The sequence below is a fragment of the Serinibacter arcticus genome, from assembly GCF_004786095.1.
Lineage (GTDB): Bacteria > Actinomycetota > Actinomycetes > Actinomycetales > Beutenbergiaceae > Litorihabitans > Litorihabitans arcticus.
Map to the genome: position 1 here is coordinate 710,604 of NZ_RHPJ01000002.1, position 19,688 is coordinate 730,291.

A 19,688-nucleotide genomic window follows, 5' to 3' on the forward strand; every position below is an offset into this window, starting at 1 on the left:
TGGCTGGAAGGCGAACGTGACCGCGACGACGACGGCCCCACCCACCACCCTCCTGGACCCGCGGCTGCGCTGGACGACCGTCGGCGCCCTCGCGATGGTGCTGCTGGCCGCGTTCGAGGCGATGGCCGTCACCACGATCATGCCCGCGGTCAGCCGCGACCTCGACGGGCAGGCGCTGTACTCCGTCGCGTTCTCCGCGACGCTCGCCGCCAGCATCGTCGGGATGGTCGTCGCCGGTCGCTGGTCCGACCGCAGCGGTCCAGGGCTCCCGCTCGTCACGGCGATCGGCACGTTCCTCGCCGGTCTCCTGGTCGCCGGGTTCGCCGGCGCGATGGAGGTCTTCATCGTCGGCCGCTTCCTCCAGGGGCTCGGCGGCGGCGCCCTGACGGTCTGCCTCTACGTCGTGGTCGCGCGCCTCTACCCGCCGCCGCTCCACCCGCGCGTCTTCGGCGCGTTCGCCGCCGCGTGGGTGATCCCGTCGATGGTCGGTCCGTTCGTCGCGGGGGTCGTGGCCGACCGGTTGAGCTGGCACTGGGTCTTCCTCGGGGTCGCCGCGCTCGTGCTGCTCGCGCTGGTGTCGATGACGTCGGCGCTGCGGGCGATGTTCCGGGCCGACGGCGGCGTGCCCGGCGTGCCCGTCGTCGATCAGCCGGTGGACGAGGCCGACGCCGGAGCGGGCGGCTCGGCGACCGCACCCGCCCGCCGGGTCGTCGGCTCCGGCGTCGCCGTCCTGCTCGCCGTGCTCGTGACGGCGGGGCTGCTCACCCTGGGAACGTCCGCCGAGCTCGCGACCCCGCCGTGGACGTGGCTGGTGGCGGTGGGCGCCGTGGTCGTCGTCCTGGTCTCCGCGCGGCCGCTGCTGCCCCGCGGCACGCTCCTTGCGGCCGCCGGCCTGCCCGCGACCATCCTGCTGCGCGGCACGATCGCCGCCGCGTACTTCGGCACCGAGGTCTACCTGCCGCTGATGCTGCAGACCGAGTACGGGCTGAGCTCGTCCAACGCCGGCCTCATCCTCACGGTGGGCGCGCTGTCGTGGGCGACCGGGTCGAACCTGCAGGCCCGCCTCACCCACGTCGCCCCGAGGCGCATCCTCCAGGCCGGGGCGACGATGGTGATGTCGGGCGTCGCGGTGCAGATCGCGACGGCGGCGTTCGACCTCGGCCCGTGGGTCGCCGGCGCGGGCTGGCTCGTCGCCGGCCTCGGCATGGGCACGTCCTTCCCGCGCATCACGACGCTCGTGCTCGCCTACTCCACGCGCGCCGACCAGGGCGCGAACTCCTCGGCACTGTCGATCTCCGACGCGATCGGAGGAGCGAGCGCGACGGCGATCGCCGGGCTCGGCTTCGGTGCCCTCGCCTGGGCGGGTGGCACGCGGCAGTTCCTCGGCGGCTTCGCCGTCGCGCTGACGGCGGCGGTCGCGTCCGTGCTGATCGCGCGGCGTGCGGGGCGCGAGGCTCTGGAAGACTGACGCGCGTGACCGCCCCCAGCGCCCCCCGCGACCCCTCAGCCCCCGCCGCCGTCCCCGGCTGGCGCTTCCTCGTCGCCGGCAAGGTGCGTGAGCTCTACGCGCCCGAGCCCGGGCACCCGGTCTGGGGCGACGACGTCGTCCTCGTGGTCGCGAGCGACCGGATCAGCGCCTACGACCACGTGCTCAGCACGCCGATCCCGGACAAGGGCGCCGTGCTGACGGCGCTGAGCGCGTGGTGGTTCGAGCAGCTGGCCGACGTCGTGGACAACCACATGGTCTCCCTGGACGTGCCCGCCGAGGTCGCCGGTCGCGCGATGATCTGCCGACGCCTGGACATGTACCCGGTGGAGTGCGTGGCGCGCGGCTACCTCACGGGGTCGGGACTGGTGGAGTACCGCGCGAGCCGGACCGTGTGCGGCGTCGCGCTGCCCGACGGCCTCGTCGACGGTTCGCGGCTGCCCGAGGCGATCTTCACGCCGGCCGCGAAGGCCGCCGTCGGCGAGCACGACGAGAACGTCACCTACGAACGCGTGGCCGAGATGGTCGGGCCCGACGTCGCCGCCGCGCTGCGGAGCACCACGCTGGCCGTGTACCGGCGGGCGGAGGAGATCGCGACGTCGCGCGGCATCGTGCTGGCGGACACCAAGGTCGAGTTCGGCGCGGATCCGACGCTCGGAGCGAGCTCGATCATCCTCGGCGACGAGGTCCTGACCCCCGACTCCTCGCGGTTCTGGGACGCGTCGCTGTGGGCTCCCGGGGGAGCGCAGCCGAGCTTCGACAAGCAGTTCGTGCGCGACTGGCTGACGTCGGAGGCCTCGGGCTGGGACCGTGCGGGGGACACTCCGCCGCCCGCGCTGCCGGCCGACGTCGTCGAGCGGACGCGCGAGCGCTACGTGGACGCCTACGAGCGGCTCACCGGGCTCACGTTCGGCTGAGCGGCTGAGCTCCGCTCGCACCTGTCGACGCCGCGCCGGCCCCTGCCCCGTCGCTCAGGACGCGACGCGGACCTCCATCAGCGCGCGTGCGGTGACGAGCTGGCGCACGCCGACGCCGTCGGCCGCGATCCGGAAACGCAGCGACCCGCCGGGCTGCCCGAACCACGGCGGCACGATCTCGGCCTCGACGTGCAGCGGCGCCGTCGTGACGAACTGGTACAGCCGGGTGCTCGGACCGCTCGCGGTCGGCGGCAGCGAGCGGTTCGGGATCGGCGTCGCCCACGGGAACAGGAAGATCCCGTCGAGCGAGCCGAGCCGGTCGAGCGCGACGCCGGGCGGCAGCGTCGTGAGCAGCGCGCCACCCCCGCCGGCGAGCTGCGCGAAGATCTGCGCGTAGGCGCCCTGGTAGGCGTGGCCGCGGTACTGCAGGTCCTGCGCGGCGACCGGCGTCGCCGCAGGCAGCGGCGCGACGAGCAGGTTCCACAGCCAGTCGGCCGCCTCGCGCTCGGTGCCCGCGGTGTGGAACGGCTCGAAGACGCCGTAGTCGCGCACCCCGACGCTGAACCGGTGCGCACCCGTCTGCCGCAGCTCGAGCGCACCCTCCAGCGGGGCCGAGCCGGGGGCCGAGGGAGCGTCCGTGGGCAGGACGACGGCGTCGGCCGGGTACTGCGCCTCGGTCAGGCGCTGCCGGAGCGCGGCACTGGCGGCGCCGGGGCCGGCGGTCGAGGACTGCAGCCAGGCGGGAACGTGCTCGGTGCTGCGCGGGAAGGCCGTCAGGTCGGCGAGCCACTGCTCGTCGCTCGGCACGGCCGGCGCGGGAGCCGCGGTGCCGGCGGGCAGCACCATCCCGAGGGCGGGGGAGTTCCAGTACGGGCGCTCGGTGCGCTCGACGGTGAGGTCGGGCTCCACGCCCTCGCCCGGTGTCAGCGTGAGGTGCGCGGAGAACCAGGTGCCGGCGTCGGGCGTGGCGTCCTGGACGCGGAGCTCCGCGAGCGCGGCGACGGCGGCGTCGGGCAGCCCGAGGCGGACCACCTCGCCCTCGGGGGAGCGGAGGTAGGTGCGACCGGAGTGCTGCGTCCCGGCCTGCGACCACTCGAGGTGGGCGCTGTCCCAGGGGCGTCCCGCGGCGTCGACCGCGGAGCGCAGGGCGTGCGCGACGGCGGCGACGAGCGTCGTGCGGTGCGGATCCGCAGGGGCCGCGGTGGGGTCGGAGGGCTGCTCCGGCTCGACGGGCTGCCCGGGCTCGGAGGGCTCGACCGGCTCGGGCTCGTTGGGTTCGACCGGCTCGGACGGAACCATGAACGAACGGGCGACGTGGGTCTGGTCGAGATCGGGCTCCGTGAAGACCGGACGCTCGGCCGTGGCCGTGGCCTCGTCCGGGGCCGGCACGGGAGTCGGCGGCGCGACCGGTCGCGCCCACGCCGACGGCGGCGGTTCGACGGGCGCCGACGACGGCTCGGGCGCGGAAGCCACGGCCTGCTCGGCGGGCGAGGGCAGCGGAGCCGGACGGGTGGCGGCCGAGGCCGCCTCGATCCCCGGCTCGGGGGCGGCCGCGGGGAAGGCGGGACGCGTCGGCGGCGGCGGGATCGCGCCGGGTACGGGCGCGCTGCTCGCGGTGTCGGGGTGTCCTGCCTGCTCCATGCGCTCATCCTCGCACCCCCGGTAGACTCGTGGGGGAGCGTGCACCGCCCGAACCGGCGGCCCGCCCCGAGCCGTTCACCCCCTGCACCCCGAACCAAGTACGGAGCCTTGCCATGGGACGCGTCGTCGTCGAGGTCATGCCCAAGCCGGAGATCCTGGACCCGCAGGGGAAGGCCGTGAACGGCGCTCTGCCCCGTCTGGGCTTCACCGGCATCAGCCAGGTCCGTCAGGGCAAGCGGTTCGAGATCACGGTCGACGGCCCCGTCACCGACGAGGTGCTGGCCGACGTGCGCCGCGCTGCCGAGACGCTGCTGTCCAACCCGGTCATCGAGGACGTCGTCAAGGTCGAGGCTGACAACACCGACGCTGCCGTCGACGCCACCTCCACCACGCAGATCCCCGCCTGATGTCCGTCAGCGGAGCGGCCGGCGCGCGCATCGGCGTCGTCACCTTCCCCGGCACGCTCGACGACCGCGACGCGCAGCGCGCCGTCCGTGTCGCGGGTGCCACCCCCGTGCCGCTCTGGCACGGTGACGCCGACCTCGGCGGGGTCGACGCCGTCGTCCTGCCCGGCGGCTTCTCCTACGGCGACTACCTGCGCGCCGGCGCGATCGCCCGGTTCGCGCCCGTGATGACGTCGCTGGTCGACGCCGCGAAGGGCGGCCTCCCGGTGCTCGGCATCTGCAACGGCTTCCAGATGCTGACCGAGTCGCACCTGCTGCCGGGCTCGATGATCAAGAACGAGCGGCTGACGTTCATCTGCCGCGACCAGGTGCTGCGCGTGGAGAACGCCGGCACGGCCTGGACGAACGAGTTCGCGGCGGGCGAGGAGATCACGATCCCGCTGAAGAACCAGGACGGGCAGTACGTCGCCGACGAGCGCACGCTCGACGAGCTCGAGGGTGAGGGCCGCGTCGTCTTCCGCTACGTGGGCGGGAACCCGAACGGTTCGCGCCGCGACATCGCGGGCATCTCGAACGCCCGCGGGAACGTCGTCGGGCTGATGCCGCACCCCGAGCACGCGGTCGAGGCCGGCTTCGGTCCCGACGGCGCCGCCGGCCTGCGCAGCGGTACCGATGGTCTGCGCTTCTTCACCTCGGCGCTGACCTCGCTCCTCGCGACGGCGTAGCGGCTGGCCCGCTCTCGCGGCCGGGACCGCCCGTGGGCCGCGGTGAGGAGCGGCACAAGGGAAGTCCCAGGGAACCTACGGTTGCGTAAGTTACGGTGGCGTGGTGAACGCTCCCGTGTCCCGCCCCGGTCCTGACAGCACTCACGAGAGCAGCGACGACACCGCCCTCCCGCTGCCCACGAGCGTGGTCATCCCCGACGAGTCGCTGCCGCACGGGCTCACGGCCGCCGCCTCGGCGTGGCCCGACCGGATCGCCGTCGACTTCCTTCGTCAGACTCTGACGTACGCCGAGCTCGACGCCCAGGTGGCGCGCGCCGCGCAGGCGCTGCTCGACCTCGGCGTCGTGCCGGGGGACCGGGTCGCCATCGCGCTGCCGAACTGCACCGCGCACGTCGTGGCGTTCTCGGCGGTGCTGCGCATCGGCGCCGTCGTCGTCGAGCACAACCCGACCTACACGGCGCCGCAGCTGCGCCACCAGATCGCCGACTCCGGAGCGCGCCTCGCGATCGTCTGGGAGAAGGTCGCGCGGGCGGCCCTCGGCGCCCGGCGCGGCACCGCGCTCGAGACCGTCGTGGCCGTCAACGTCGCGCTCGACCTGCCGTGGACCTCGCGTCTCGCGCTGCGCCTGCCCGTGCGCGCCGCGCGCGCGACGCGCGAGGCGCTGCGCTCGGAGGTTCCCGCCGGCGCGCTGCGCTGGGAGCGGCTCGTCCGCAAGGACGGCGCCGCACTCCCGGCGTCGCACCCCTACCCGGCGAGCGACGCCGTCGCCCTCCTGCAGTACACCGGCGGCACGACGGGGACGCCCAAGGGCGCGGTCCTCACGCACCGCAACCTCGTCGCCAACGCCGTCCAGTGCGAGGTGTGGACGCGCACGGTCGGCGGCACCGAGACGCTCTACGGCGCCCTGCCGTTCTTCCACGCGTTCGGGCTGACGCTCTGCCTCGGCTACGGCATCCGCACCGGCGCGACGCTCGTGATCTTCCCCAGGTTCGACCCGGCCGCCCTCGTGGCGGCGCAGAAGCGGCGTCCCGGCACGTTCCTGCCCGCCGTCCCGCCGATGATCGATCGCTTCACGACGGCGGCACGCGAGGCCGGCGTCGACCTCACCTCCTTCCGGTTCGCCTTCAGCGGGGCGATGGCGCTGCCCGAGGCCACCGCGCGCGCGTGGGAGGAGGCGACCGGCGGCTACGCGATCGAGGGCTACGGGATGACCGAGACCTCTCCGGTCGCGCTCGGCAACCCGGTCTCGGCCGACCGCCGGGCGGGTGCCCTCGGGCTCCCCTTCCCCGACACCGAGGTGCGCATCGTCGACGCCGAGACGTTGCAGGACGTCGAGCCCGGTCAACGCGGCGAGCTGCTGCTGCGCGGGCCGCAGGTGTTCTCCGGGTACTGGAACCGGCCGGAGGAGACCGCCCAGCAGCTGCTCCCCGACGGCTGGCTGCGCACCGGCGACGTCGTGGTCCGTGACGAGCAGGGTTTCGTGACCCTGGTCGATCGCATCAAGGAGATGATCGTGACGGGCGGCTTCAAGGTCTACCCGTCACAGGTCGAGGACCGGCTGCGCGAGATGCCGGGGGTGGCGGACGTCGCCGTCGTCGGGACACCCGCGGGCGATCTCGGGGAGAAGGTCGTCGCGGCGATCGTGCTCGACGGCACGGTGCCGTCTATCTCGCTCGCCGAGGTCCGGGCCTGGGCGGGCGAGCACGTCGCCTCCTACGCCGTGCCGCGCGAGCTCGTGGTGGTGACCGAGCTGCCGCGCTCCATCATCGGCAAGGTGCTCCGGCGCGTCGTGCGCGAGGACGTCCTCGCCAAGCTGTCCGAGATCCCTGCGACCCTGCGACGCTCGACGTCCGACATCTGAGACGTCGACGGCCGGTTTTCCACCGATCTCGTCCACAGGCCTGTGGATGACGACGGCGCTGCGCCCCCGAGCCTGTGCACCGACCTGGGGGCGCGCGGTGGACAACTATTGGTTGACGGCTGGCCTTGTGTGCGCCGCCGGGAGGGAGCACGCTCGACCCACTCCGAGGGCACGAGGAGGCGGAACCGGAGACGGGGAGGCCACCGAGGCCGAGGGGTCGGGTGGCGCGGCAGAGGTCGGGACGGTTCGCCGTCGTGGCTGACGCGGGTCCCCCGGGTGGCCGACAGGTCGTAGGAGTCCCGCCGAGCGATCGGCGGAGCAGCGGACGGCGACACGTCCGCGGTTCCCGCTGACACCCGCCACCTGACCGCAGGGGTGTTCGACGCCGGGCGGTGCGGGCCGAGAGGCACGCGCGCCGGAGGAGGACGCGTCACGCCGCGGGTCGACGCGGCAGTGGATCCGCCCAGGCGGAGTCGCTCGGTCACGGACGAAGGCCCCCTCGGACTGCTGTTCCGAGGGGGCCTTCGGCCTGTCCGGTCACAGTTCTGCGGCCGACGGCCGTGGCGCGCGAGCATGGCACGCCGGGCGTCGGGTGGGGTGGCGTGCCGCGCGGTCTCAGGCGCCGACGTCGCGGAGGTGGTGCTCGACGTCGTGCCAGAAGTACTGCGCCAGGGTCGTGACCGTGAACTCCGACCCGTTCGAGCGACGTCCGCGGCGCGGGTGCGCGGACTCCGGGACGCCGTCGAACCGGACGGCGATCGTGCCGGCGGCGACCGCGAGCTCCTCCGCCACGACGGCGGGGTCCTGCTGGTCGTAGCGGTCGGCAAGCGCGGTGGCGTCCTGGTCCCAGTTGGCGAACGTGGGGGTGTCCTGCTCGAGGACCAGCGCCAGCCGCCCGTCGAAGACGCGGAACACGTCGCGGACGTGGGCGCCGTACTCGAGCACCGACCACGTGCCGGCGTCCGGCCGCTCGCGGGCGTCCGGGCAGGACAGTGCCTCGGTCCAGCGCGGCACGCTCGCCCGCACGAGGTCGCCGACGTCGGCGACCGCCACCGTCGAGGCGTCCAGCTCGCACTCGGGGCACGGCTCGTGCAGCACCCAGGTCCAGTCCTTCGTGTCCGGCGCGATCTCGCTCATGCGGCCATCCTGGCGGACGCCGGTTCGGTCCGCACGAGAACGTCCCTGCTCGCGGTCCAGGTACCGGTAGCGCGAGCCGAGACGTTCTCGGGCGGCTGTGGCGGGGGAGGGAGGGACTCTCAGGCGTGGGCGAGCGTCGAGGCCACGTGCAGCCGCCCGCGTCTCGGGTCCCACACCGTCAGCGCGTAGCCCGCGCGCGTCCCGCCGTCGGCGGGGTCGACGTCGTCGCGCCGCTCCACGCCGACGGCCACCCGCCCCGGCACCAGCACGGGCGCCGCGAACTCCACCGACCACGTGAACGCGTCACCGCGGCGAGGCCCGAGCGCCGCCAGCGCGCGGGCCGCGGTGTCCATGCCGTGCGCGATGGTCGAGCGGTAGCCGAAGCCGCGGGCGGCCAGGCGCGAGGTGTGGATCGGGTTGCGGTCGCCGGAGACGGCGGCGTAGTCCTTGCTGAGGCGTAGCGTCGTGTCCCAGCCCCCGGTCGGCGTCGGCGCGACGAACTCGGGGTGCTCCGGGCGGTCCAGCACGGTCAGCCCGCTGATCTGCGTGCTGCGCGCGAGGTAGGTCGAGACGCCCTGCCAGACCAGCTCGCCGCCGGCCCGGACCTCGGTGACGAGGTCGACCTGCGTCCCCATCCCGTCGCCCACCGGTCGCGAGACCAGTCGGCGCGCCCACGTCGTCGCCGTCAGCGTCTCGCCGACACCGGCCGGGCGGAGCTGCTCGATGCGGTTGGCGACGTGCACCATCCCGAGCATCGGCAGCGGGAAGTCGCCGCGCCCCATGAGGGCCAGCTGCAGCCCGAACACGCTGACGTGCACGAAGCCGGGGGGCGCCGTGTCCAGCGCCCGCTCGCCCACGAGGTGGGCGTAGGCGTCCAGGCGCTCGCGGTCGAGCGTGAGGTCGGCGCGCAGCGCGACGTCGGGCAACGAGGTCGTCAGGGACGAGGTCGTCACGATCGCCCTGCCCGCACGTCCCAGCGCCCCGAGGTAGACCGCGCCCGGGTTCGGCACCGCGGCGAGGGTCTCGATCCGCTCGGGGACGGCGTCGCTGGCCGCGCTCGCACGCTCGGCGGTCTCGGCGCCCGGCTCGTCGAGCCAGTCGCCGATCCACTCGCCGTCGCGGCTCATCGCCCGACCAGGTTCTGCCCGCACACCCGCAGCACGGCCCCGTTGATGCCGCCCGCCTGGGGCGAGGCGAGGAACGCCACGGCCTCCGCGACGTCGACCGGCTTGCCGCCCTGGCCGAGCGAGGAGACGCGGCGGCTGATCTCGCGCTGCATCGTCGGGATCGACGCGGTCATCTCGGTCTCGATGAAGCCGGGGGCGACGGCGTTGGCCCGGCCCCCGCCGGCGGCGAGCACCGGGGCCCACGCCTGCGTCGCGCCGATGACGCCCGCCTTGGAGAAGCCGTAGTTCGTCTGGCCGCGGTTGCCCGCGATCCCGCTGGTCGAGGCGAGCGAGACCTGCACCAGGCCCGGGTGTGCCTGCGCCACGGCGGTGGTGACGGCGACCTGGGCGGCGAGGTTCACCGCGATCACCGGCTCCCACTGCTCGGGCCTCATGTTGGCCAGCAGCTTGTCGCGCAGGATCCCGGCGTTGTGGACGAGGACGTCGAGCCGGCCGTTGAAGGGACCGCGCGCGACGCGCTCGAGGAGCCGCTCACCGGCGTCGGGGCTCGTGATGTCGAGCTGGAGCGCGACGCCACCGACCTCGTTCATCACGTGCGCCAGGGCCTCGCCCGCCGCCGGGACGTCCACGCCGAGCACGTGCGCGCCGTCGCGCGCCAGCACGCGCACCGTCTCGGCACCGATGCCGCGGGCGGCTCCCGTCACGACGACGACGCTCCCCACCAGCGGACGGGTCCAGTCCGCGGGGGCGCGGCCCGGGCCGGTGACCGGCAGCAGCTGCCCGTCGACGAACGCCGAGCGGGCGGAGAGCAGGAAGCGCAGCGTGCCGAGTGCGGCGGGGTCGGTGACGGCCACGCCGGCGGCGAGCTCGATCCCGTTGGCCGTCGCGCCCTGGCGCAGCTCCTTGCCGAGCGAGCGGACCAGCCCGGAGACGCCGGCGCGCGCCGCCGCGGTCGCGGGGGCGTCACCCTCGCCGACCGCGCGCGAGATCGTCACGACGCGGGCGCAGCGCGCGAGCTCGCGCAGCGTGGCGCCGAGCGCCAGCACGCGCTCGGCCTCCTCACCCGGGGCGTCGAGATCCGTCAGCACGACGACGACGGCGCCCCACCGCTGCTGCGTGGGCGCGGCCAGGTTGCGGCGCACGTCGAGGTGGGCGTCGTGCAGGTGGTGCGCGACGGCGTCGGCGTCCTCGCCCTGCCCGATGACCAGGACGGGGCCCGCGGTCAGGGGAGCGTCCACGGACGTCGGGTCGGTCCGGCGCAGCGTGACCGCCTCGGTCAGGCCGAGCGCCTGCGTGATCGAGCGGTTGAGCTGCTTGGTGACGCCGCGCAGGGGCGCCGGGAGCGTGGGGCTGGGCACGGGTCAGGCCTCCAGGAGCATCGCGACGGCCTGGCCACCGGCGGCGCACACCGAGATGAGGCCGCGCACGGGGGTGTCGGGGCTGCCGCCGTCGGCGATCAGCGCCGCCTTGCGGCGGGCGAGGAGCGTCGCGAGCGTGGCCACGATGCGGGCGCCGGTGGCCGCGAACGGGTGCCCGGCCGCGAGCGAGGAGCCGGCGACGTTGAGCTTGTCGGTGTCGAGCGTGCCGAGGGCCGGGAGGCCGAGCTTCTCGGAGCAGAAGGTCGTGTCGGCCCAGGCGGTCGTCGTCGCGACGACGACCCCGGCGAAGGCCTCGTGGATCTCGACGAGGTCGATGTCGTCCAGGCCGAGGCCCTGACGCGCCAGCAGGCGGGGGACGGCGTAGGCGCCGCCCATCAGCAGGCCCTCCTGCCCGTGCACGAAGTCGACGGCGGCGGCCTCGGCGTCGACCACGCGCGCCAGGGCGGGCAGCCCGTGCTCGGCGGCCCACGCGGGGGAGGCGAGCAGCACGGCGGCGGCGCCGTCCGACAGCGGGGTGGAGTTGCCGGCGGTCATCGTCGGCTCGGGGTGGTCGTTGCCGAACACGGTCCGCAGCTTGGCCAGCGCCTCGGCCGTGGTGTCGGCGCGCAGCGCGGCGTCGCGCGTCAGACCGCGGAAGGGGGTGACGAGGTCGTCGAACAGCCCGTCCTCCCACGCCCGGGCGAGCTGCGTGTGCGAGGCGAGCGCCACGGCGTCCTGCGCCTCGCGCGTGACCTGCCACTGCAGGTTGGTGAGCGCCTGGTGCTCGCCCATCGACAGACCGGTGCGCGGCTCGTTGACGTTCGGCGCGACGGGCGCGAGGTCGGCGGGGCGCAGCTGCCCGACGAGCTTGAGCCGGTCGGGGACCGTGCGGGCGCGGTTCAGCTTCAGGAGCGTGTGGCGCAGCCGCTCGGACACGACGATCGGGGCGTCGGAGGTGGAGTCGGCACCGCCCGCGATGCCGGAGGAGATCTGCCCCAGGGTGATCTTGTTCGCCAGGTCCCACGCGGCCTCGATGCTCGTGGCGCACGCGCGCTGCACCGTGACGGCCGGCGTGGTGGGCGCCAGCGTGGTGCCGAGCACGGCCTCGCGGGCGAGGTTGAAGTCCTTGGAGTGGTTCAGGACGGCGCCGGCGCGGACCTCGCCGATGCGCTCGCCCGCCAGGCCGAGGCGCGCGACGAGGCCGTCGAGCACCGTCGTCAGCATGTCGAGGTTGCTCGCGCCGGCGTAGTGGCCGCCGGCCTTGGCGAACGGGGTGCGGTTGCCGCCGACGACGACGGCCGTGCCGGAGGGGCGCACGACCGCAGACGTGTCGGGCGACGTGGCGGACGGGGTGGGGGTCGTGCTGGTCATCGCTGACCTCTCGCGCTCGGGGACCGGAACCAAAGTTTCTAGAACTCAACGTACCGGATACTTCCGGGCCGTGGTGGTGCGGGCGGCCTCGATATCCTGCGCATGGCTGCCCAACGCCACCCGCCCCCGCCCGGCACCGCCCGCCCCCCCCGCACCAGCCCCGAGACGACAGGACGCCCCGTGCGACTGCACCTCCCCGAACCGTTCGAGCCGCTCCTGGGGACGGCCGACCACCTCGACGTCGTCGGGGGAGTGCCGCCGTGGATCGTGCCGGACGGCTGGTTCGACACGGCGCTGGCCGCGATCGACGCGATCGCCGCCGACGAGCGGATCGGTTCCACGCTGGCCGACAGCGCCACGTATCTCCCGCACACCTCGCGCGTGCTCCCGACGGTGTGGGACGCGGCGGCCTGGCTGGCCGGACCCGTGCCGATGTTCGCGGGGCCGCACTCGCGCTTCCCCGGCGAGATGACCGCGCGCCGCCTGCGGCCGGGCAAGATGCTCGACCCGCAGACCCTGTGGCGCTACACGGGTGCCGCGACGGCGTGGCCCACCGTGCTGCTCTCGTGGGCCGTGAGCGACGGCTGGGACCGCCGGGTCGCGCTCGAGACCCAGCGCGCCGTGCTCGAGGTCTTCGCGGGGGTGCCGCAGCTCGACGAGCGCCGCGCGGCGCTCGTCGGCGTCCTCGACGGGATCCTCGACGACGGCGGCGACCTCCTCGAGCTCCACCTCACCGGGTCGATGGACCAGGTGCGCCAGCACTGGCGCAACGCGCTGCCCGACGCCGTCTACTCGGTCCTGCCCGAGCTGGGCGGTCCGGTCGACGTCGTCGCCTGGGCCTACCCCTCGTTCGCCGCGCTGACCGACCTCCTGGTCCAGGCGGCGTCGCGCGAGTACTCCGCAGCCGGCTTCCTGGCCGACTCGTGCCTCGCCGCCGGCGTCACCGTGCCGCCGCTGCTGGCGGCGGCGATCGGCGCCGAGTCGGCCGACGCGGTGCAGCGCGAGTGGGACGCCCGCCGGGCCGGGTTCCAGGCCGCGCAGTCCAACTCCGCCACGCGCGCCTTCCTGGTGCGGGCGATGCAGGCGGGCGAGTTCACGCTCGTGCGCCACTTCATGGCGCTCGGGAGCGTGATCGCCGGCTACCTCCCGGCGCTGCCCGACATCCCCGCAACCGTCGCGCCGGTGCTGAACGCGCTGCACTACGCCGAGGACGTGGAGGAGCTCTACACGGTGCGCCGCGGGGTCAACCCGCTGCTCGCGCAGCTGCGCACGCACGTCGTGGCGACGACGTTCGCCGGCACCGACGCGGGAGCCGGGGGGACGGGGACCATCACGTCGCAGGACGGTCGCCCGCTCGCGCTGCGCGACGGCGAGGAGGGCGACGGCGTCGTCGTCGCTCCCGAGGAGGTCGAGATCGGGGAGCCGCTGCAGGACCTCGAGGCCCTCATCGGCCTGGGACCGATCAAGGAGCAGGTGGTGCGGCTGCAGGCCGAGGCCCGTGCCGAGATCCTGCGGCAGCGCGCGGGGATGCCGCCGAGCGAGCGGTCGCGGCACCTGCTGTTCCTCGGCAACCCCGGGACGGCCAAGACCACGGTGGCCCGCATCCTGGCGCGGATCTATGCGCAGCAGGGGCTGCTCTCGCGCGGCCACCTGGTGGAGGTCGGGCGGGCCGACCTCATCGGGGAGTACATCGGCCAGACCGCGCCGAAGGTGCGCGCCGTCGTCGAACGCGCGCTGGGCGGGGTGCTGTTCATCGACGAGGCGTACTCGCTGGTGCCGCGCGACTCCCAGCGCGACTTCGGGCACGAGGCCGTCGCGACGCTCGTGAAGCTGATGGAGGACCTGCGCCAGGACCTCGTCGTCGTCGCGGCCGGCTACCCGCAGGAGATGGCGCGGTTCGTCGACGCCAACCCCGGCCTGGCGTCACGGTTCCCCACGAGCCTCGCGTTCGACGACTACGCCGACGACGACCTGTGGGCGATCTTCCGGCTCGTGGCCACGCAGGCGGGCTACACGCTCGCGTGGGGGATCGAGCAGGCGGTGCGCGGCCTGGTCCCCCGGGTGCGCCCGAAGAACTTCGGCAACGGCCGCTTCATGCGCAACGTGTTCGAGGAGGCCACGGCGCGGCAGGCGGTCCGGATCGTCGCGATGGCGGATCCGAGCACGCAGGACGTGCGGACCCTGCTGCCGCAGGACGTGCCGGCGATCGGCGTCGTGAAGGAGGTCGACGCGCCGGGCATGTACCTCTAGGCGGACTCGTACAGGCGCTGGTGGTCGCGCATGCCGGCGAACCGGAACGGTCCGGTCGACTCGCGGGCCGTGCGGTACTCGCGGCCGTCCTCGGGGAGCGTCGTCTTGTGCAGGACCTCGTACGCGGTGTGGTCCAGCGGGGTGCGGCGTTCGATCATCGATCGGTGCTCCTCGCCCCGCAGGTGCTCGCGGTAGCCCGGCTGGACGACGCCGGCGAAGAACTCCGCCACCGAGCCCGAGCCGTAGCTGGCCAGACCGATGCGGGAGCCGGTGAGGTCGCCCTCGTGGTGGTCCAGGAGCGAGGCGAGCGCGACGTAGACCGACGCGGTGTAGGAGTTCCCGATGAGGCGGTTGTAGCGCATCGTCTCGTCGAGCTCCTCGGCGACCTCGGCGGGCGTCGGGCTGCCGCCGGCCATCGTCGCGAGGTGGCGGTGGGCCTTCGTCGCCATCTTCGTGAAGGGCTGGTGGTAGCAGATCGAGGCGATGTCCTCGAACGGGGCGCCGCCCTGAGCGAGGTAGTCCTCCCACGCGCCGCCGATGGCGTTGAGGTAGGCCTTGATCGAGCCCTTCCCGTCCACCAGCGCGGTGCTGCGGTAGTTGGGGCGCCAGAAGTCCATGACGTCCTCGGTGTACACCCCGGCGGGGTTCTCCACCACGAGGAGCGCGGGGTCGGCCTGCACGAGCATCGCGGCGGCCGCGGCGCCCTGGGTCGACTCGCCCGAGGAGCCGAGGTCGTAGCGTGCGACGTCACTGGCCACGACGAGCACCTTCTGCGAGGGGTCGCGGGCGATGAGCCCGACGGCGAACTGCAGCGCCGCCGTCGCGGAGTAGCAGGCCTGCTTGAGCTCGACCACGCGAACCGTCGGGGGCAGTCCGACGAGCTTGTGCACGTAGACGCCGGCCGACTTGCTCTGGTCGATGCCGCTCTCGGTGGCGAACAGCAGCGTGCGGATGCCCTCGGTGCCGTTGCGCTCGAGGATGCGGGCCGTGGCGTCGGCCGCCATGGTCACGACGTCTTCGTCGCCGGCCAGCACGCTCATGACGTCCTGGCCGATGCCGACGCTGAACTTGGCGGGGTCGATGCCGTAGTGGTCCGCCAGGTCGCTCAGGGCGAGGCTGTGCTGCGAGGTCGCCAGGGCGAGGTCGTGGATACCGATGGAGATCGGCATCTCCGACTCGTGTCGAACCATCGTGGCGGGACTCCTTCGCGTGTGCTCGTCCGGTGCCGCGCTGGGGGTGTCCCTGGCGACGCTGTCGGACGACGGGCACCGAGGGATGCCCACAGCCGATTATGGACCTTCTCTCACCAAGTTAACGACTTGGCGTGATCAGTCAGACTCACCCTGCACCTGATCTCCACGAGCGGCGCCGCGCTCGAGGACCACGTGGGAGCGCATGAGCTCGCCCGGGTTGGTCTGTGCGGCCAGCAGCGAGAGCTCGCCGCACAGCACGCTCGCGGCCGCGAGGACGGCGAGCCGACGGCCGTTCTCGCCCGGTGCGCGGTCCTCTCGGCAGCCCAGGCGGGTGAGGGCCTCCTCGACCTCGGGCAGGCCCTTGCCGTTGCCGACCGACCCGACGATGACGTTGGGCAGGGTGCACGAGAAGTACAGGTCGCCGTCGCGGTCCTCGGCGCGCGTGATGCCCTGCGAGCCCTCGACGATGTTGGCCGCGTCCTGGCCCGTGGCCAGGTAGAAGCCGAGCAGCATGTTGGCGTAGTGCGCGTTGGCCGAGCGGATCGAACCCGCGAGCAGCGAACCGAGGAGGTTCTTGCGGACGTTGAGCTTCTCGACGCCGGCGGCCGTGGTGCGCAGCCGGCGCTCGACGATCTCGCGCGGGATGAGGATCTCGGTGACGACGTTCTTGCCGCGACCGAGGATGCCGTTGACCGCCGAGGGCTTCTTGTCGATGCAGTAGTTGCCCGAGATGGAGCCGTAGCGGACCCCCGGAACGGTCGCCAGGATGTGGTCCATCAGTCGGTCGGCCGCGAGCGTCACCATGTTGTGGCCCGAGGCGTCGCCCGTGGTCAGCTCGAAACGGACGAACAGCAGGTCGCCGACGATCTGCACGTGCAGGTCGATGAGGCGCGCGAACCGGCTCGTCGTCGAGACGACGGACTGCAGCTCCTCGCGGGAGCCGTCGATCCGCTGCCACGCGGCGAAGGCGGTCGCGGCGTCGTCGGCCTCCAGGAGGATCGAGCGCGACATCCGCTCGTCGACGACGACGGCGCGGATCCCGCCCTCGACGAGCGTCGAGACGCGCGCGCCGCGCCCCACGGACGGCCACAGCGGCGTCTCGTACGTGGCGAGCGGGACGCTGATCTCCTCGGTCCCGCCGAGGGCGGTGCTCGTGATGCGAAGGGGGCCGACCCACTTCAGGGGGATCGGGGTGCTGGACGGTGCGGAGATGGCCACCGCCCGACGCTACCGTGCGCGACGAGACCCGGCAGAGGTGGCAGGACTCACTGCCCGGGACGCAAAGTACCTGATACTCTGAGTTTCATGAGTCGTGTCGCGCAGGACGTGGTGAGCGAGGTCGACCTCCCGGCCGGGGAGGAGCGGTCCGACGGCCGCTCGCGCCGCTGGGACACCCACCGCGCGGCCCGGCGCGACGACCTGACGCACGCCGCGCGGCGTGCCGTCCACCACGGCGGTCCGGAGCTGTCGATGGACGAGATCGCCACCGCCATCGGCACGTCCAAGTCGATCGTCTACCGCTACTTCAACGATCGCAGCGGTCTGCAGACAGCCGTCGGCGAGGCGGTCATGCAGGACATGGGAGCGGCGCTGTCGGAGGTCTCCCACCGCGCGCACGGACCGCACGAGGTCGTTCGCGCGATGGTCGGCGTCTACCTCGGCATGATCTCCAGCTCGCCGTCGGTCTACGCGTTCGTCACGCGCGGCGGTGAGGCCGCGGGCACCGCCGGGCCGCTCAGCACCCTGGCCGACGACGCCGCCGCCCTCCTGGTCCCCGTGCTCGGGGACGTCCTCGAGGAGCGGGGCGGGAACCGCGACGGCGCACGGATGTGGGCCGCCGGGGTCATCGGCTTCGTCCGCGGTGCCGCCGAGGTGTGGCTCGCGGAGCGGATCGAGCTCGAGGCCGCCGCGGCCGACCGGGCCACCGACGACGGCGCGGACGCCGCCGACCTCGACGAGCTCGCCGACACCCTGGCCGACTGGATCTGCGCGGGCACCCCCGCCTCCACCCCTTCCCGACCCACCGCTTCCCGCTCCACCTCCCCCACCAGCTGAGCCCGACAGACGAAGGAGTCCACCATGGCCGTCGAGAACGCGGGCACCCGCCCGCTCGCCGTCGCCCAGATCGCCGACCTGCTCGACGGCCGCTGGGCCGATCGACGCCGTCACACGCGTGAGCTGTGCACCGACCCCGACCTGGTGAACGTGCCGGGCTGGTCGATGGCGGACCACCGCGAGCACGTCCTCGCCGGGCTGCAGAAGCTGGCCGACGCCGGCGAGGTGCAGCGCGCCTTCCCGACCGCGCTCGGTGGCGCGGACGACCCCGGCGGCAACATCGCCGGCTTCGAGGAGCTGATCGTCGCCGACCCCTCCCTGCAGATCAAGGCGGGCGTGCAGTGGGGCCTGTTCGGCTCCGCCGTTCTCCACCTCGGCACCGAGCACAACCACCGCGCGTTCCTCCCCGACATCATGAGCCTGGCCGTCCCCGGCGCCTTCGCGATGACGGAGACGGGCCACGGCAGCGACGTCGCCTCCATCGCGACCACGGCGACCTACGACCCGGCCACGCAGGAGTTCGAGATCCACACGCCCTACCGGGCCGCGTGGAAGGACTACCTCGGCAACGCCGCTCAGCACGGGACGGCCGCCGTCGTCTTCGCGCAGCTCGTCACGCACGGCGTGAACCACGGCGTGCACGCGTTCTACGTCCCGATCCGCGACGCCGCCGCCGCTCGCACCGAGTCGGGCGCCTTCCCGATGATGCCCGGCATCACGAGCCAGGACGACGGCCACAAGGGTGGTCTGAACGGCATCGACAACGGTCGGCTCGCGTTCGACCACGTGCGCGTGCCCCGCACCCACCTGCTCGACCGCTACGGCAGCGTGGCCGAGGACGGCGAGTACACCTCGCCCATCGCGTCCCCCGGCCGCCGGTTCTTCACCATGCTCTCGACCCTCGTCCAGGGGCGCGTCTCGCTCGACGGCGCGAGCGTCGTCGTCGCGAAGATGGCGCTCGCGATCGCGTGGCGCTACGCCGAGGAGCGGCGCCAGTTCACCGGCGCCGACACCGAGACCGAGACGGTGCTGGCCGACTACGGCACGCACCGCCGTCGCCTCCTGCCGCTGATCGCCCGCACGTACGCGGCGCAGTTCCTGCACAACGACCTGCTCGAGCGCTTCCACGGCGTCTTCGACGGCGAGCACGACACCGACGAGGACCGGCAGGACCTCGAGACGCTGGCCGCGGCGGCGAAGCCGCTGTCGACGTGGCTCGCGCTCGAGACGCTGCAGACCTCGCGCGAGGCGTGCGGCGGGCAGGGCTTCCTGTCCGAGAACCGTCTCGTCGGGCTGCGCGCCGACATGGACGTCTACGCCACGTTCGAGGGCGACAACACGGTGCTGCTGCAGCTCGTGGGCAAGCGCCTCCTGACGGACTACGGGCGCTCGACGGCGAAGATGGACGTCGCCGGCCAGGCCCGGTGGGTCGCCGAGCGCGCGGGCGACATGGCGCTGCACCGCACGCCGCTGCGCCGTGCCTCGCAGTCGATCCGCGACTGGGGTTCTCGTGCCCGCTCCGCCGAGGAGCTGCGCGACCCGGCGATGCAGCGCGAGCTGCTCGAGGACCGCGTCGAGACGATGGTCGAGGAGATCGCCCTGCGGCTGAAGCCGTCGCTCAAGGGCAGCCCCGCCGAGCGGGCCGCGGCGTTCGACGCCGATCAGGCCGAGCTGGTCGAGGCAGCCCGCGCGCACGGCGAGCTGCTGCAGTGGGAGTCCTTCACCGCCGCCATCGACGGCATCCGTGACGCCGACACCCGCAAGGTCGTGGTGTGGCTGCGGGACCTGTTCGCGCTGACGACCATCGAGAAGAACCTCGCCTGGTACCTGATCAACGGGCGCCTCTCGGCGCAGCGCGCACGCACCGTGACGTCCTACGTCGAGCGGCTCCTGACGCGGCTGCGGCCGCACGGTCTCGACCTCGTCGAGGCGTTCGGCTACGGACCCGAGCACCTGCGCGCCGAGATCGCCACCGGCGTGGAGGCGCAGCGCCAGGCCGAGGCCATGGCGCACGTGCGGCGCCAGCGGGCGAGCGGCCGGGCCCCGGTGAACGAGAAGCACCTGGCGGCGACGAAGGACGGGTCCACGGGCCCGAAGGTCGCGCAGCCGGTCTGACGGAGAGGTGTGACGCAGCCGGCGCCGTCGCCCTCCGCGTCCTGAGTT

At 73.8% G+C, this 19,688-nt stretch carries 15 protein-coding genes; 8 read left to right on the forward strand and 7 right to left on the reverse strand.

Features of this window, described 5'->3' with window-relative positions:
* Positions 1-16 precede the first annotated feature (16 nt).
* Together SERN_RS07895 and SERN_RS07900 are read left to right on the forward strand one after the other, a co-directional pair.
* Positions 17-1,468: an MFS transporter gene (locus SERN_RS07895; RefSeq protein WP_199241541.1), complete on the forward strand. Its 1,452-nt coding sequence runs from the start codon at positions 17-19 to the stop codon at positions 1,466-1,468.
* A gap of 5 nt (positions 1,469-1,473) precedes the next feature.
* Positions 1,474-2,403, forward strand: coding sequence for a phosphoribosylaminoimidazolesuccinocarboxamide synthase (locus SERN_RS07900; RefSeq protein ID WP_199241542.1), 930 nt, complete (start codon positions 1,474-1,476; stop codon positions 2,401-2,403).
* A gap of 54 nt (positions 2,404-2,457) precedes the next feature.
* Here SERN_RS07900 and SERN_RS07905 read toward each other — a convergent pair whose 3' ends face one another.
* Positions 2,458-4,044 carry a TNT domain-containing protein gene (locus SERN_RS07905; RefSeq protein WP_135849552.1) on the reverse strand — a complete coding sequence of 529 codons (1,587 nt, stop codon included), beginning with the start codon at positions 4,042-4,044 and terminating at the stop codon, positions 2,458-2,460.
* A 113-nt stretch (positions 4,045-4,157) separates the two neighbouring features.
* Here SERN_RS07905 and purS point away from each other — a divergent pair, with 113 nt between their 5' ends.
* The 3 genes from purS (at position 4,158) to SERN_RS07920 (ending at position 7,034) form a co-directional block, all read left to right on the forward strand.
* Positions 4,158-4,451 carry a phosphoribosylformylglycinamidine synthase subunit PurS gene (gene purS, locus SERN_RS07910; RefSeq protein WP_135849553.1) on the forward strand — a complete coding sequence of 98 codons (294 nt, stop codon included), beginning with the start codon at positions 4,158-4,160 and terminating at the stop codon, positions 4,449-4,451.
* A complete protein-coding gene (purQ, locus tag SERN_RS07915) occupies positions 4,451-5,173 on the forward strand; it encodes a phosphoribosylformylglycinamidine synthase subunit PurQ (RefSeq protein WP_135849554.1) in 723 nt (240 codons plus the stop codon). The genes purS and purQ overlap by 1 nt, the downstream gene beginning before the upstream one ends.
* A 103-nt stretch (positions 5,174-5,276) precedes the next feature.
* Entirely contained in the window at positions 5,277-7,034 is a 1,758-nt protein-coding gene (locus SERN_RS07920; protein ID WP_233251540.1) for an AMP-binding protein, read from the forward strand.
* 615 nt (positions 7,035-7,649) lie between these two features.
* On the opposite strand, the gene SERN_RS07925 is transcribed toward SERN_RS07920, so the two are convergent.
* From SERN_RS07925 to SERN_RS07940, 4 genes are all read right to left on the reverse strand, one after another.
* Positions 7,650-8,171, reverse strand: a complete 522-nt coding sequence (locus SERN_RS07925) for a DinB family protein (RefSeq protein WP_135849555.1) — start codon at positions 8,169-8,171, stop codon at positions 7,650-7,652.
* A 119-nt stretch (positions 8,172-8,290) separates the two neighbouring features.
* Positions 8,291-9,298 carry a MaoC/PaaZ C-terminal domain-containing protein gene (locus SERN_RS07930; protein ID WP_135849556.1) on the reverse strand — a complete coding sequence of 336 codons (1,008 nt, stop codon included), beginning with the start codon at positions 9,296-9,298 and terminating at the stop codon, positions 8,291-8,293.
* Positions 9,295-10,656, reverse strand: coding sequence for a 3-oxoacyl-ACP reductase (locus SERN_RS07935; RefSeq protein ID WP_233251541.1), 1,362 nt, complete (start codon positions 10,654-10,656; stop codon positions 9,295-9,297). The genes SERN_RS07930 and SERN_RS07935 overlap by 4 nt, the downstream gene beginning before the upstream one ends.
* A 3-nt stretch (positions 10,657-10,659) precedes the next feature.
* On the reverse strand, positions 10,660-12,027 hold the full coding sequence (locus SERN_RS07940) for an acetyl-CoA C-acetyltransferase (protein ID WP_135849557.1): 1,368 nt from the start codon (positions 12,025-12,027) through the stop codon (positions 10,660-10,662).
* 180 nt (positions 12,028-12,207) lie between these two features.
* Between SERN_RS07940 and SERN_RS07945 the strand changes: the two genes are divergently transcribed.
* The gene (locus SERN_RS07945) at positions 12,208-14,277 is read left to right on the forward strand and encodes an AAA family ATPase (protein WP_233251542.1); all 2,070 of its coding nucleotides are present in this window, start codon (positions 12,208-12,210) and stop codon (positions 14,275-14,277) included.
* Here the strand turns inward: SERN_RS07945 and SERN_RS07950 are convergent.
* A complete protein-coding gene (locus tag SERN_RS07950; RefSeq protein WP_135849559.1) occupies positions 14,274-15,446 on the reverse strand; it encodes a hydroxymethylglutaryl-CoA synthase in 1,173 nt (390 codons plus the stop codon). The genes SERN_RS07945 and SERN_RS07950 overlap by 4 nt on opposite strands.
* Before the next feature lie 159 nt (positions 15,447-15,605).
* Entirely contained in the window at positions 15,606-16,688 is a 1,083-nt protein-coding gene (locus tag SERN_RS07955) for a hydroxymethylglutaryl-CoA reductase (RefSeq protein ID WP_233251543.1), read from the reverse strand.
* An 87-nt stretch (positions 16,689-16,775) separates the two neighbouring features.
* Between SERN_RS07955 and SERN_RS15555 the strand changes: the two genes are divergently transcribed.
* Both SERN_RS15555 and SERN_RS07960 read left to right on the forward strand, forming a co-directional pair.
* Positions 16,776-17,525, forward strand: coding sequence for a TetR/AcrR family transcriptional regulator (locus SERN_RS15555; RefSeq protein WP_199241543.1), 750 nt, complete (start codon positions 16,776-16,778; stop codon positions 17,523-17,525).
* Positions 17,526-17,549: 24 nt separating this feature from the next.
* Positions 17,550-19,640 (forward strand): acyl-CoA dehydrogenase family protein, encoded by a 2,091-nt coding sequence (locus SERN_RS07960; protein WP_199241544.1) that lies wholly within the window; start codon positions 17,550-17,552, stop codon positions 19,638-19,640.
* Positions 19,641-19,688: the final 48 nt, after the last annotated feature.